Below are 13,037 nucleotides of genomic sequence, written 5' to 3' on the forward strand. Positions count from 1 at the left end.
TAATATGCCTATTTTATTTACATTATGCACGGTCAGAGGGTGAGGATTAAATGGATAATATTGATAATAAGTATAATCCACAGCTATGTAAAATTTTTTTGGCTATATCGGATTTAATTTTTTTTAATTTAGCCTTATGGTTTTCATTAGGATGTGTCTATTTTATTTTTGATGAAGTACAGCGATTTATTCCTCAAGACCAATTAGATACAAGAGTTATTACTCATTTTATTTTGTCAGTAGTATGTGTCGGTTGGTTTTGGATTCGTTTGCGACATTATACATACCGCAAGCCATTTTGGTATGAGTTAAAAGAAATTTTTCGAACGATCGTTATTTTTGCTATATTTGATTTGGCGCTGATAGCGTTTACAAAATGGCAGTTTTCACGCTATGTCTGGGTGTTTTGTTGGACTTTTGCCATAATCCTGGTGCCTTTTTTTCGCGCACTTACAAAGCATTTATTGAACAAGCTAGGTATCTGGAAGAAAAAAACTATCATCCTGGGGAGCGGACAGAATGCTCGTGGTGCATATTCTGCGCTGCAAAGTGAGGAGATGATGGGGTTTGATGTTATCGCTTTTTTTGATACGGATGCGTCAGATGCTGAAATAAATATGTTGCCGGTGATAAAGGATACTGAGACTATTTGGGATTTAAATCGTACAGGTGATGTCCATTATATCCTTGCTTATGAATACACCGAGTTGGAGAAAACACATTTTTGGCTACGTGAACTTTCAAAACATCATTGTCGTTCTGTTACTGTAGTCCCCTCGTTTAGAGGATTGCCATTATATAATACTGATATGTCTTTTATCTTTAGCCATGAAGTTATGTTATTAAGGATACAAAATAACTTGGCTAAAAGGTCGTCCCGTTTTCTCAAACGGACATTTGATATTGTTTGTTCAATAATAATTCTTATAATTGCATCACCACTTATGATTTATCTGTGGTATAAAGTTACTCGAGATGGTGGTCCGGCTATTTATGGTCACCAGCGAGTAGGTCGGCATGGAAAACTTTTTCCATGCTATAAATTTCGTTCTATGGTTATGAATTCTCAAGAGGTACTAAAAGAACTTTTGGCTAACGATCCTATTGCCAGGGCTGAATGGGAAAAAGATTTTAAACTGAAAAATGATCCTCGAATCACAGCTGTAGGTCGATTTATACGTAAAACTAGCCTTGATGAGTTGCCACAACTTTTTAATGTACTAAAAGGTGATATGAGCCTGGTTGGACCACGACCTATCGTTTCGGATGAACTGGAGCGTTATTGTGATGATGTTGATTATTATTTGATGGCAAAACCGGGCATGACAGGTCTATGGCAAGTGAGTGGGCGTAATGATGTTGATTATGACACCCGTGTTTATTTTGATTCATGGTATGTTAAAAACTGGACGCTTTGGAATGATATTGCCATTCTGTTTAAAACAGCGAAAGTTGTTTTGCGGCGAGATGGTGCGTATTAAGCTTATCGAGAAGTACTGAATAATAATTGTATAAAATAGCCTGCGTAAAATCTGAACGCATCAATCGCTACCTTAATATCATACCTTTGAGTTAACATACTATTCACCTTTAACCTGCCATGACCGTTTGTGGCAGGGTTTCCACACCTGACAGGAGTATGTAATGTCCAAGCAACAGATCGGCGTCGTCGGTATGGCAGTGATGGGGCGCAACCTCGCGCTCAACATCGAAAGCCGTGGTTATACCGTCTCCGTTTTCAACCGCTCCCGTGAAAAGACCGAAGAAGTGATTGCCGAGAATCCCGGCAAAAAGCTGGTGCCTTATTACACGGTGAAAGAGTTTGTTGAATCCCTCGAAACGCCTCGTCGTATCCTGTTAATGGTGAAAGCGGGCGCAGGTACTGATGCAGCTATCGATTCGCTGAAACCGTATCTGGAAAAAGGCGATATCATTATTGATGGCGGTAACACCTTCTTCCAGGACACAATCCGTCGCAATCGCGAGCTGTCTGCGGAAGGTTTTAACTTTATCGGTACCGGTGTTTCCGGTGGTGAAGAGGGCGCGCTGAAAGGGCCATCTATCATGCCTGGCGGTCAGAAAGATGCCTATGAACTGGTGGCGCCGATCCTGACGAAGATTGCTGCTGTGGCGGAAGATGGCGAACCGTGCGTGACCTATATCGGCGCCGATGGTGCTGGTCACTACGTCAAGATGGTCCACAATGGTATTGAATATGGCGATATGCAGCTTATCGCTGAAGCTTACTCCCTGCTGAAAGGCGGCCTGAACCTCAGCAATGAAGAGTTGGCGAACACTTTTACCGAGTGGAATAACGGCGAGCTGAGCAGTTATTTGATCGACATCACTAAAGACATCTTCACTAAAAAAGATGAAGACGGAAACTACCTGGTGGATGTCATTCTTGATGAAGCCGCCAACAAAGGGACCGGTAAATGGACCAGCCAGAGCGCGCTGGATCTGGGCGAACCGCTGTCGCTAATTACCGAATCCGTCTTTGCGCGTTACATCTCTTCGTTGAAAGCACAACGTGTTGCCGCATCTAAAGTGCTCTCCGGCCCGAAAGCGCAGCCGGCAGGCGACAAAGCGGAATTTATCGAGAAAGTGCGTCGCGCGCTGTATCTTGGCAAGATCGTCTCCTATGCGCAGGGCTTCTCGCAGCTACGCGCCGCGTCTGATGAATATCACTGGGATCTCAACTACGGCGAGATTGCTAAGATTTTCCGTGCGGGTTGTATCATTCGCGCTCAGTTCCTGCAGAAAATCACCGATGCTTACGCAGAAAACGCTGGTATTGCCAATTTGCTGTTAGCGCCTTACTTCAAGAAAATTGCTGATGAGTACCAGCAGGCGCTGCGTGATGTTGTGGCTTACGCGGTGCAGAACGGCATTCCGGTGCCGACATTCTCTGCGGCAGTGGCCTACTATGACAGCTATCGCGCCGCAGTACTGCCAGCTAACTTAATTCAGGCGCAGCGTGACTACTTTGGTGCGCACACCTATAAACGTACTGATAAAGAAGGTGTTTTCCATACCGAATGGTTGGAATAATTTCTGCGAAATGTTTAAGCCCGGTTTAATACCGGGCTTTTTTTTATCTCTATTCTTATTGATTTATCGCTTTTGCTTAATATTAACTTAATAATCTGTGTTTATCGTAATGAAGATAATCTGAATTGTTTTCGTCTGCGTTGCACTTTATATACTCAGGCGTTAAAACTTTAATATCTTATCAGGATGCGAAATACATCATGATTCATAATTAAGTTAATTCTGAGAGCGAATAATGAAAATCACGATATCCGGGACGGGTTATGTTGGCTTGTCTAATGGTTTGCTTATTGCACAACATCATGATGTGGTGGCGTTAGACATTGTTCCTTCCCGTGTTGAACTGTTAAATGATCGGATATCTCCGATTGTTGATAAAGAAATTCAGCAATTTTTAAAGGAAGATAACATCAGATTCAGGGCAACGCTGGATAAGTTTGATGCGTACCAGAATGCAGATTACGTCATCATTGCTACGCCTACGGATTACGATCCCAAAACCAACTATTTTAATACGTCTAGTGTGGAATCGGTCATTCAGGATGTGATCAGCATCAACCCCGCTGCCGTGATGATTATTAAGTCTACGGTACCGGTTGGCTTCACGGCGGCAATGCGTCAGAAGTTTGCGACAGAAAACATCATTTTCTCTCCGGAGTTTTTACGTGAAGGTAAAGCCCTTTACGATAACCTTTATCCCTCCCGTATCGTGATTGGGGAACAGTCTGAGCGCGCCAGAGAATTTGCCGCATTACTCCAGGAAGGCGCTATTAAACAGGAGATTCCGACGCTGTTTACGGACTCCACTGAAGCGGAAGCCATTAAACTTTTCGCCAATACTTATCTCGCTATGCGAGTCGCTTATTTTAATGAATTAGACAGCTATGCTGAAACGTTAGGATTAAATACCCGACAAATTATTGAAGGGGTGTGCCTCGACCCGCGTATTGGCAATCATTATAATAATCCCTCTTTTGGTTATGGCGGATATTGTTTGCCAAAAGATACCAAACAGTTGCTGGCTAATTATCAGTCGGTGCCTAATAATATTATCTCCGCTATCGTTGAAGCAAACCGTACGCGTAAAGATTTTATTGCCGACGCTATCCTCGCCAGAAAGCCTAAAGTGGTGGGCATTTATCGCCTGATTATGAAGAGTGGCTCCGATAACTTCCGCGCCTCATCGATTCAGGGGATTATGAAGCGCATTAAAGCGAAAGGCGTAGAGGTCATCATCTATGAGCCGGTAATGGAAGAAGATACTTTCTTTAACTCACGTCTTGAACGTGATTTGCACTGCTTTAAACAGCAGGCGGATGTCATTATTTCCAACAGGATGGCGGCAGAGCTTTTGGATGTTGCTGAAAAAGTGTATACCCGCGATCTTTTCGGTAGTGATTAATAAGGCAATCGGGGCTGATGAGTCCCGATGATTTATTGACCATATGGAAATAATGTCTGATTTTTATCATTAATCCTATGGCATATATTTGCTTTATGACTACACTGTCTCCAGCTTCATCCTTTTTTTAGTTAGGGTATCTATGACAGTGGATAGTAATACGTCTTCCGGGCGTGGGAACGATCCGGAACAGATTGATTTGATTGAGTTATTGCTACAGTTATGGCGTGGGAAGATGACCATTATTGTAGCCGTTATTATCGCCATTTTGCTGGCCGTAGGCTACCTGATGATAGCCAAAGAAAAATGGACATCCACGGCGATTATTACCCAACCTGATGCCGCGCAGGTTGCCACCTATACCAACGCGCTCAACGTCTTGTATGGCGGGAATGCCCCCAAAATCTCTGAAGTGCAGGCGAATTTTATAAGCCGCTTTAGTTCTGCGTTTTCCGCATTATCGGAAGCGCTGGATAATCAGAAAGAGCGGGAAAAGCTCACCATTGAACAGTCGGTAAAGGGGCAGACGCTGCCGCTCTCGGTTTCTTATGTGAGTACTACCGCTGAAGGGGCGCAGCGTCGGCTGGCGGAATATATCCAACAGGTGGATGAAGAGGTCGCTAAGGAACTGGAAGTTGACCTGAAAGATAACATCACGCTGCAAACCAAAACGTTGCAGGAGTCTCTTGAGACGCAGGAAGTTGTGGCGCAGGAACAAAAAGATCTGCGTATTAAGCAAATCGAAGAAGCGTTGCGCTATGCGGATGAGGCCAAAATCACGCAGCCGCAGATTCAGCAAACCCAGGATGTTACCCAGGACACGATGTTCCTGTTGGGGAGCGATGCGCTAAAATCGATGATACAGAACGAAGCGACGCGTCCACTGGTCTTTTCTCCGGCCTATTACCAGACGAAGCAGACACTGCTGGACATTAAAAATCTGAAAGTGACTGCCGATACGGTGCACGTCTATCGTTATGTGATGAAGCCGACGCTGCCGGTCCGTCGCGATAGCCCGAAAACAGCCATTACCCTCGTGCTGGCTGTGTTGCTGGGCGGGATGATCGGTGCCGGGATTGTGCTGGGGCGCAATGCGCTACGTAGCTATAAGCCAAAAGCCTTGTAAGCTTCTTTGCCGGATGGTGGTCGGCTTCGAAAGGTAAAATTTCTCATTAAAAAACCGGGCATTGCCCGGTTTTTTTACGCTTATTGATGACGCTTACGAAGATTGTCGATCACGGTGGTGAGGTTGAGATCCTGATCCTGCAACAGCACCAGCAGGTGGTACATCAAATCAGACGCTTCATTGGTTAATTCAAAACGATCATTGACGGTGGCCGCCAGCGCGGTTTCCACACCTTCTTCGCCAACTTTTTGCGCAATACGTTTAGTACCGCTGGCGTACAGTTTCGCCGTGTAAGAGCTGGCCGGATCGGCGGTTTTGCGCTCTGCCAGTAGCTGCTCCAGTTGATACAGGAATAACCACTGATGGCTGGCGTCGCCAAAGCAGCTGCTGGTACCTTTGTGGCAGGTCGGCCCGACAGGATTTGCCAGCACCAGCAGTGTATCGTTGTCGCAATCCGGCGCAATGCTGACGACATTCAGCACATGGCCTGAGGTTTCGCCTTTGGTCCATAAACGCTGTTTCGTGCGTGAGAAGAACGTGACATGGCCGGATTCAATGGTTTTGTCCAGCGCTTGTGGGTTCATATAGCCCAGCATCAATACTTCGCCGGATACCGCATGTTGCACGATGGCTGGCATCAGGCCATCGGTTTTTTCCCAGTCCAGCTCGCGGCGTTGTTGCTCTGTTAACATATCCTGATCTCCACGCCCTGGCCTGCCAGGTACGCTTTTAATTCGCCAATATTGATGATTTGCTTGTGAAAAACGGAGGCGGCAAGCGCGCCGTCGACATCGGCATCACGGAATGCCTCAAGAAAGTGTTCCATCGTGCCCGCGCCGCCGGAGGCGATCAGCGGCACGCGGCAAACGTCACGGACTTTTTTCAACTGCGTCAGATCATAACCGTTACGCACGCCGTCCTGGTTCATCATATTCAGGACGATTTCCCCTGCGCCGCGCTGTTGTACCTCTTGCACCCAATCCAGCGTCTCCCACTGCGTCACGCGGGTACGGTTTTCATCGCCGGTATACTGGTTAACATGATATTTCCCCGTGGCGTCGTCAAACCAGGTATCAATCCCGACGACAATGCATTGTACGCCAAAACGGTCAGCCAGACGGGTAATCAGCGTTGAGTCAGCCAGCGCCGGGGAGTTGATAGAGATCTTATCCGCCCCGAAAGAAAGAATTTTGGCGGCGTCGTCAATTGACCGGATGCCGCCCGCTACACAAAACGGAATGTCGATCACCTCGGCAACGCGCGCCACCCAGCTTTTATCGACTACGCGACCATCGCTGGAGGCGGTAATGTCATAGAACACCAGTTCGTCCGCGCCTTCATCGGCATAGCGTTTGGCCAGCGGAACGATATCGCCAATGATCTCATGGTTGCGAAACTGTACGCCTTTCACCACCTGACCATCACGAACATCCAGACACGGAATTATACGTTTTGCCAGCATTGGATGGCCTCCTTAACGGTAAATTTCCCTTCCAGCAGAGCGCGTCCGACAATCACGCCGCGCACGCCGGTGCCGCGCAGGGCGGCAATATCACCGATATCGCCAATACCGCCGGAGGATTGAAAGGCGATCTGCGGATATCTGGCGCATATTTCTTCGTACAGCGACACGTTAGAGCCCGCCAGCGTGCCGTCGCGAGAAATATCGGTACACAGTACATGTTTCAGGCCGACGGGGAGATAGGTCTCCACCAGTTGTTCCAGCGAGACACCGGAATTTTCCTGCCAGCCGCTAACCGCCACCTGTTTGTTGCCGTGTTCGTCTATGCGAACGTCCAGCGCCAGTACCAGCGCCTGCGCGCCAAAACGTTCAAACCAGCCTTTCACCACGTCAGGGGATTTCACCGCCGTTGAACCGATGACCACACGGGCAACGCCAGCTTTCAGTAATGCCGCAACGTCTTCTTCGGTACGCACACCGCCGCCGACCTGAACAGGCACGTTCACGCCCGCGACCAGGGTTTTAATCAGCGGTATCTGTCGCTTAGCCGGATCTTTAGCGCCGGTCAGATCTACCAGATGCAGCACCCCGGCGCCCTGGGCGGCGTAATCCTGCAAACGGGGCAGGGGATCGTTACCATAATCCCGCTGCCGGGCGTAGTCGCCCTGGTGGAGACGCACCACGGTGCCGTCAATTAAATCTAATGCCGGAATAATCATTACATCTCCAGGAAGTTTTTCAGCAACTGTGCGCCCGCCGCGCCCGAACGTTCCGGGTGGAACTGTACGCCGAAGAAATTATCTTTCTGTACCGCCGCGGTAAACGGCTCGCCGTAATTGCACTGGGCGATAGTCCACGGGTTGACCGGCATCGCGTAGCTGTGAACAAAGTAAAAATAGGCGCCATCTTCAATGCCCTGAAACAGCCGATTGCCCGCCTGCGGATACACGCGATTCCAGCCCATGTGCGGCAGCGGCAGACCAAAGTCGGTCATTTTCGGCACGTCTTGCTCGATAATGTTCAGCAGATCCACGCCGCGCGTCTCTTCGCTGCGACGACCCAGCAGTTGCATCCCTAAGCAGATACCCAGTACCGGCTGAGTACACGCTTTAATTAAGTCGATCAGTTCACGTTCGCGCAGTTGATCCATAGCGGCCTGCGCCGTGCCGACGCCGGGCAGAAAGAGTTTGTCAGCGCGTAATACGGTTTCCGCTTCGCGGCTGACCACCGGGGTGTAACCGTGGCGCGCCACGGCGGATTTCACCGAGCTTAAATTGGCGCAGCCGGTGTCAAGGATGACGACGTTCATCACAGCACTCCTTTCGAGGACGGTAATGTATCGCCCTCCACGCGAATAGCCTGGCGTAGCGTCCGACCAAAGGCTTTAAACAAACTTTCGACACGGTGGTGATCGTTCTTACCCTTAGTCTTGAGATGCAGAGTGACGCCCATCGTGTAAGAGAGTGAGCGGAAAAAGTGTTCAATCATCTCTGTGCTCAAATCGCCCACACGCTGGTAGGTAAATTCAGCTTTATATTCCAGATGCGGACGACCGGAAATATCCAGCGCGCAGCGCGCCAGACATTCATCCATCGGCAGGACAAAGCCAAAACGACAGATACCGCGCTTGTCGCCGAGTGCCAGTTTTAATGCCTCACCGAGCGCCAGTCCGGTATCTTCTACCGTGTGGTGATCGTCGATATAGAGATCGCCCTTAACGGTAATCTCCATGCGAAAGCCGCCGTGGGTGGCGATTTGATCGAGCATATGGTCAAAGAAGCCGACGCCGGTATTAATCTTGCTGTTGCCTTCGCGATCCAGCCAGACGCTGACATCAATCTGTGTTTCTTTGGTGTTGCGGACCACATGCGCATAGCGATCGCGTTTCGTTAGCTGTTCGCCAATCATCGTCCAGTTCAGCGTTTCACGGTGATAGCGTAAACCAGTAATGCCCATATTATCAGCGAGCTGGATATCGGTCGCACGATCGCCAATCACATAGCTGTTGGCGCTATCCATCGCTTGTTCCGCAAGATAACGCTCCACCAGCTTCACTTTGGGCTTGCGGCAGTCGCAGTCGTCTGCGGGCAGGTGAGGGCAGATCAGCACCTCATCAAAGCGTACGCCCTGAGAGGTGAAAATCTGCATCATCAGGTTGTGCGGTCCGTCGAAGTCCGTCTGCGGGAAGCTTTGCGTGCCAAGTCCATCCTGGTTAGTGATCATCACCAGCTTAAAACCGGCTTTTTGCAGCTTCAGCAATACGGGTATCACTTCTGGCTCAAAGGCCAGTTTATCAAAGCGGTCTACCTGAAAATCGCTCGGCGGTTCGGAAATCAAGGTTCCGTCCCGGTCGATGAAAAGATACTTCTGACTCATACTGGCTCCGCACGTAAGGCGTCAATGACGCGCTGGTTTTCCTGGCGGGTGCCGACCGTAATCCGCAGGCAGCCGCTTAAAGAAGGTTGTTTATTCTGATCGCGTAAGATAATGCCCTGATCCCATAAGGATTTAAACACGCTGCTGGAGGCAGTAAACCGCGCCAGAATATAGTTGGTTTCAGAGTCAAAGACGTGTTCTACGCAGGCGGTCTGTTGCAGGGCATTCACCAGATACTGACGTTCCTGCACTGTCTGCGCCACGCGATCGCGCATTGCGTTTATTCCCTGCGGACTCAGCGCCTGGGCGGCGATATCCGCCACTGGCGTAGAAAGCGGATAAGGGGCGATCACTTTTAACAGCAGGTTGATCACCTCTTCATTAGCCAGCGTAAAGCCGCAGCGCAGACCCGCCAGCGCAAAAGCTTTCGACAATGTGCGCAGGATAACCAGATGAGGATATTCAACCAGCCAGCCTGTCAGCGTGGCCTGTGGGCAAAACTCAATATAAGCTTCGTCGGCGACGACTATCGCTTTACCGCGTGTCAACTCCAGCAGCGTGCGCAGATCCTGCGGGTTGATAAGTTGCCCGGTAGGGTTATTGGGGCTACAAACGAATACCACTTTTGTGCCGTCAAGGTTGTCGGAAATCCCCTGTAGATCCAGCTGCCAGTTTTCAAGCGCGGGAACCGTCCGGCGCTCTACGCCAATGGTTTCGGCGCTGACGCTGTACATACCGTAAGTGGGCGGACAGTAGAGAATGGCGTCTTTCCCCGGTTCGCAGAAGGCGCGGATCACCAGCTCGATCCCTTCATCCGCGCCGCGGCTGACCAGCACCTGCTCCGGCTTTACGCCAGCATATTGCGCGTAGTTTTCAATCACGGCCTTTGGCTGGCATTCCGGGTAGCGGTTAAGCGTTTGTTGGGTGAGCTGAAACTCCACCGCTGTCGGGAATTCATTCGCGTTCAGCCAGACATCGCCGTTACCGCCCAGACGGCGGGCGGACTGATACGGTACCAGGTTGCGGACATTTTCACGGGCTAAGTCAGCGACGCTGAGAGTGTTTTCAGTGCTCATGCTTGCTCCTTGAGGGCGTTTACGCGCAGGGTCACGGCATTTTTATGGGCGGTCAGACGTTCTGCCGCCGCCAATGTTTCAATGGTTGATGCCAGAGCGGAAAAGCCCGCTTTCGACAGTTCCTGAACGGTCATCCGTTTCTGGAAATCCGCTAACCCAAGGCTGGAACAGGTAGCAGTATAGCCATAGGTCGGTAAAACATGGTTGGTTCCGGAAGCGTAATCACCGGCGGATTCCGGCGACCAGTCGCCGAGAAATACCGAGCCTGCGCTGGTAATCGCATCCACCAAATCGCGCGCATTGCGCGTCTGGATGATTAAGTGTTCCGGCCCATACTGATTAGAGATGGCGACGCACTGCGCTAAATCTTTGGTCACAATTAGACGACTGGCGCTCAGGGCCTGCCGGGCGGTGTCCGCGCGCGGCAGCTCCGCCAGTTGACGTTCTACCGCCTCCGCCACCTTGCGGGCAATGTCAGCATCAGGCGTCAGCAGAATCACCTGGGAATCCGGACCGTGCTCAGCCTGGGAGAGCAGGTCAGAAGCGACGAAATCCGGTGTTGCGCCGCTGTCGGCGATCACCAGTACTTCAGACGGCCCGGCAGGCATATCGATAGCCGCGCCGTCGAGGCGCTGGCTGACCTGACGCTTGGCTTCGGTTACAAAGGCGTTGCCGGGGCCAAAAATTTTATCCACTTTCGGTACGGACTCGCTGCCGAAGGCCAGAGCGGCAATCGCCTGCGCGCCGCCGACGTTAAAGATTTCCTGCACGCCACACAGTTGCGCCGCATAGAGGATTTCATCAGCGATGGGCGGCGGCGAGCACAGAACCACGTTCTGACATCCCGCAATGCGCGCCGGCGTCGCCAGCATCAGCACCGTTGAGAAGAGCGGAGCCGAGCCGCCGGGAATATACAGACCGACAGACGCGACGGGACGCGTAACCTGCTGGCAACGCACGCCTGGCTGGGTTTCCACATCTACAGGCGGTAGCGTCTGCGCGGAATGGAACGTTTCAATATTTTTGACGGCAGCGGCCATCGCCTGTTTTAATTCGTCGCTCAGACGCGCGCCGGCGGCGGCGATCTCTTCAGGGGTGACGCGTAGCGCTGTCACTTCTGTTTTATCAAATTTAGCGCTGTATTCACGCAGGGCATCGTCACCGCGTGTTTTTACATTATCCAGAATATCGCTGACCGTCCGGGTAATACTGTCAGAGGCGGAAATCGCCGGACGCGTCAGCAGCGCACGCTGCTGTTCAGGGCTACAGCTGTTCCAGTCAATCAGGGTATTGAAGCTCATGGTCTTTACTCCATCACAGGGTTCCGCCTTATCCGGCCTACAGAACCCAAAATATCAACGCATTACGTAGGCCTGATAAGCGCAGCGCTATCAGGCGTCAGATCACTCCATCATCTTCTCGATCGGCAGTACCAGAATCGAGCTGGCGCCAAGCGCTTTCAGTTTCTCCATGGTTTCCCAGAACAACGTTTCGCTGCTGACCATGTGCATCGCCACGCGCTGTTGCTCGCCCGCCAGCGGCAGAATTGTCGGCCTTTCAGCGCCTGGCAGCAGGGCGATAACCTCTTCCAGGCGTTCACTTGGCGCGTGCATCATGATGTATTTCGATTCGCGCGCCTGAATCACGCCCTGAATACGGGTCAGCAATTTATCGATCAGCTCTTGCTTGCTCTGTGCCATCTCACCGTCGCGCTGAATCAGACAGGCTTTAGAGCGGTAGATAACTTCGACTTCACGCAGGCCGTTAGCTTCAAGCGTCGCGCCGGTAGAGACCAAATCGCAGATAGCGTCGGCCAGCCCCGCGCGCGGCGCGACTTCGACAGAACCATTTAACAGACACGATTTAAAAGAGACGCCTTTCTGATCGAGGTAGCGTTTGAGGAGGTGCGGATAAGAGGTAGCGATACGTTTACCGTCCAGCGCCGCCGGGCCGTCCCAGGCTTCGTCAACCGGCGTTGCCAGCGATAAACGGCAGCCGCCGAAGTCAAGACGGCGCAGGGTAAAATAGCGCGGATCTTCGCCCTGCGCGCGGCGGTTGAGTAGCTCTTCTTCCAGCACGTTCTCGCCGATAATGCCGAGATCGACCACGCCATCCATCACCAGACCCGGAATGTCATCATCACGCACGCGCAGGATATCAATCGGCATGTTTTCCGCCATCGCAATCAGGCGCTGAGTGTGTAAATTAATTTTTATGCCGCAGCGGGCCAGCAATTCTCGTGAATCATCGCTTAAACGGCCTGATTTCTGAATAGCTATGCGTAAGCGGGTGTTGTCTAACATTCTGCGTTCCTCTTTATCCTGTCTGAACCGGTCTGTATCGCGCGCCAAAAAAAAGCCCCCGGAAGATGATCTTCCGGGGGCTTTCTCATGCGTTCATGCACCACTGGAAGATCTGAATGTCTTCCAGCACACATCGCCTGAAAGACTAGTCAGGATGATGGTGATGATGGTGGTGTTTAAATTGAACGCGTGTCATAAAAATTCCGATGAATGCTTATTCATTTGATACCTTTTAACCTAA

The 13,037-nt window shown here is 50.7% G+C and carries 13 protein-coding genes and 1 other annotated feature; of the genes, 4 read left to right on the forward strand and 9 right to left on the reverse strand.

The genetic code is table 11. From position 1 onward, the window contains the following. The first annotated feature begins 50 nt into the window (after positions 1-50). From ACH0WD_RS15000 to wzzB, 4 genes are all read left to right on the forward strand, one after another. Positions 51-1,481 carry an undecaprenyl-phosphate galactose phosphotransferase gene (locus tag ACH0WD_RS15000; protein ID WP_000368701.1) on the forward strand — a complete coding sequence of 477 codons (1,431 nt, stop codon included), beginning with the start codon at positions 51-53 and terminating at the stop codon, positions 1,479-1,481. A 163-nt stretch (positions 1,482-1,644) separates the two neighbouring features. Then, on the forward strand, positions 1,645-3,051 hold the full coding sequence (gene gndA, locus ACH0WD_RS15005) for an NADP-dependent phosphogluconate dehydrogenase (RefSeq protein ID WP_000043533.1): 1,407 nt from the start codon (positions 1,645-1,647) through the stop codon (positions 3,049-3,051). 235 nt (positions 3,052-3,286) lie between these two features. Continuing rightward, positions 3,287-4,453, forward strand: a complete 1,167-nt coding sequence (ugd, locus tag ACH0WD_RS15010; RefSeq protein WP_000704825.1) for a UDP-glucose 6-dehydrogenase — start codon at positions 3,287-3,289, stop codon at positions 4,451-4,453. A 142-nt stretch (positions 4,454-4,595) separates the two neighbouring features. Next, positions 4,596-5,579 carry an LPS O-antigen chain length determinant protein WzzB gene (gene wzzB, locus ACH0WD_RS15015; RefSeq protein ID WP_000215255.1) on the forward strand — a complete coding sequence of 328 codons (984 nt, stop codon included), beginning with the start codon at positions 4,596-4,598 and terminating at the stop codon, positions 5,577-5,579. 80 nt (positions 5,580-5,659) lie between these two features. Here the strand turns inward: wzzB and hisIE are convergent, their stop codons facing one another. From hisIE to hisL, 9 genes are all read right to left on the reverse strand, one after another. After that, entirely contained in the window at positions 5,660-6,271 is a 612-nt protein-coding gene (gene hisIE / locus ACH0WD_RS15020) for a bifunctional phosphoribosyl-AMP cyclohydrolase/phosphoribosyl-ATP diphosphatase HisIE (protein WP_000954846.1), read from the reverse strand. Beyond that, positions 6,265-7,041, reverse strand: coding sequence for an imidazole glycerol phosphate synthase subunit HisF (hisF, locus tag ACH0WD_RS15025; RefSeq protein ID WP_000880130.1), 777 nt, complete (start codon positions 7,039-7,041; stop codon positions 6,265-6,267). Before hisF ends, hisIE begins: the two co-directional genes overlap by 7 nt. After that, positions 7,023-7,760, reverse strand: a complete 738-nt coding sequence (hisA, locus tag ACH0WD_RS15030) for a 1-(5-phosphoribosyl)-5-[(5-phosphoribosylamino)methylideneamino]imidazole-4-carboxamide isomerase (RefSeq protein WP_000586404.1) — start codon at positions 7,758-7,760, stop codon at positions 7,023-7,025. Before hisA ends, hisF begins: the two co-directional genes overlap by 19 nt. Further along, positions 7,760-8,350, reverse strand: coding sequence for an imidazole glycerol phosphate synthase subunit HisH (hisH, locus tag ACH0WD_RS15035; RefSeq protein ID WP_001103593.1), 591 nt, complete (start codon positions 8,348-8,350; stop codon positions 7,760-7,762). Before hisH ends, hisA begins: the two co-directional genes overlap by 1 nt. Then, the gene (hisB, locus tag ACH0WD_RS15040) at positions 8,350-9,417 is read right to left on the reverse strand and encodes a bifunctional histidinol-phosphatase/imidazoleglycerol-phosphate dehydratase HisB (protein WP_000080053.1); all 1,068 of its coding nucleotides are present in this window, start codon (positions 9,415-9,417) and stop codon (positions 8,350-8,352) included. The genes hisH and hisB overlap by 1 nt, the downstream gene beginning before the upstream one ends. Then, positions 9,414-10,493, reverse strand: coding sequence for a histidinol-phosphate transaminase (hisC, locus tag ACH0WD_RS15045; RefSeq protein ID WP_000102715.1), 1,080 nt, complete (start codon positions 10,491-10,493; stop codon positions 9,414-9,416). The genes hisB and hisC overlap by 4 nt, the downstream gene beginning before the upstream one ends. Further along, entirely contained in the window at positions 10,490-11,794 is a 1,305-nt protein-coding gene (gene hisD / locus ACH0WD_RS15050) for a histidinol dehydrogenase (RefSeq protein ID WP_000009622.1), read from the reverse strand. The genes hisC and hisD overlap by 4 nt, the downstream gene beginning before the upstream one ends. 102 nt (positions 11,795-11,896) lie before the next feature. Further along, positions 11,897-12,796 carry an ATP phosphoribosyltransferase gene (gene hisG, locus ACH0WD_RS15055; protein WP_000886599.1) on the reverse strand — a complete coding sequence of 300 codons (900 nt, stop codon included), beginning with the start codon at positions 12,794-12,796 and terminating at the stop codon, positions 11,897-11,899. 46 nt (positions 12,797-12,842) lie between these two features. After that, positions 12,843-12,966 (reverse strand) — a sequence feature (His leader region). Next, positions 12,942-12,992: a his operon leader peptide gene (hisL, locus tag ACH0WD_RS15060; RefSeq protein ID WP_001364200.1), complete on the reverse strand. Its 51-nt coding sequence runs from the start codon at positions 12,990-12,992 to the stop codon at positions 12,942-12,944. It overlaps the preceding feature by 25 nt. Between the last annotated feature and the right edge of the window lie 45 nt (positions 12,993-13,037).

Origin of the sequence: Salmonella sp. 2020_1395 (assembly GCF_043848115.1) — a bacterium.
Taxonomy (GTDB): Bacteria; Pseudomonadota; Gammaproteobacteria; order Enterobacterales; family Enterobacteriaceae; genus Salmonella; species Salmonella enterica.

Bases quoted from the DNA above. Each gene is read 5' to 3' on its own strand.
- ACH0WD_RS15000 (WP_000368701.1), top strand. From the start codon at position 51: ATGGATAATATTGATAATAAGTATAATCCACAGCTATGTAAAATTTTT.
- gndA (WP_000043533.1), top strand. From the start codon at position 1,645: ATGTCCAAGCAACAGATCGGCGTCGTCGGTATGGCAGTGATGGGGCGC.
- ugd (WP_000704825.1), top strand. From the start codon at position 3,287: ATGAAAATCACGATATCCGGGACGGGTTATGTTGGCTTGTCTAATGGT.
- wzzB (WP_000215255.1), top strand. From the start codon at position 4,596: ATGACAGTGGATAGTAATACGTCTTCCGGGCGTGGGAACGATCCGGAA.
- hisIE (WP_000954846.1), bottom strand. From the start codon at position 6,271: ATGTTAACAGAGCAACAACGCCGCGAGCTGGACTGGGAAAAAACCGAT.
- hisF (WP_000880130.1), bottom strand. From the start codon at position 7,041: ATGCTGGCAAAACGTATAATTCCGTGTCTGGATGTTCGTGATGGTCAG.
- hisA (WP_000586404.1), bottom strand. From the start codon at position 7,760: ATGATTATTCCGGCATTAGATTTAATTGACGGCACCGTGGTGCGTCTC.
- hisH (WP_001103593.1), bottom strand. From the start codon at position 8,350: ATGAACGTCGTCATCCTTGACACCGGCTGCGCCAATTTAAGCTCGGTG.
- hisB (WP_000080053.1), bottom strand. From the start codon at position 9,417: ATGAGTCAGAAGTATCTTTTCATCGACCGGGACGGAACCTTGATTTCC.
- hisC (WP_000102715.1), bottom strand. From the start codon at position 10,493: ATGAGCACTGAAAACACTCTCAGCGTCGCTGACTTAGCCCGTGAAAAT.
- hisD (WP_000009622.1), bottom strand. From the start codon at position 11,794: ATGAGCTTCAATACCCTGATTGACTGGAACAGCTGTAGCCCTGAACAG.
- hisG (WP_000886599.1), bottom strand. From the start codon at position 12,796: ATGTTAGACAACACCCGCTTACGCATAGCTATTCAGAAATCAGGCCGT.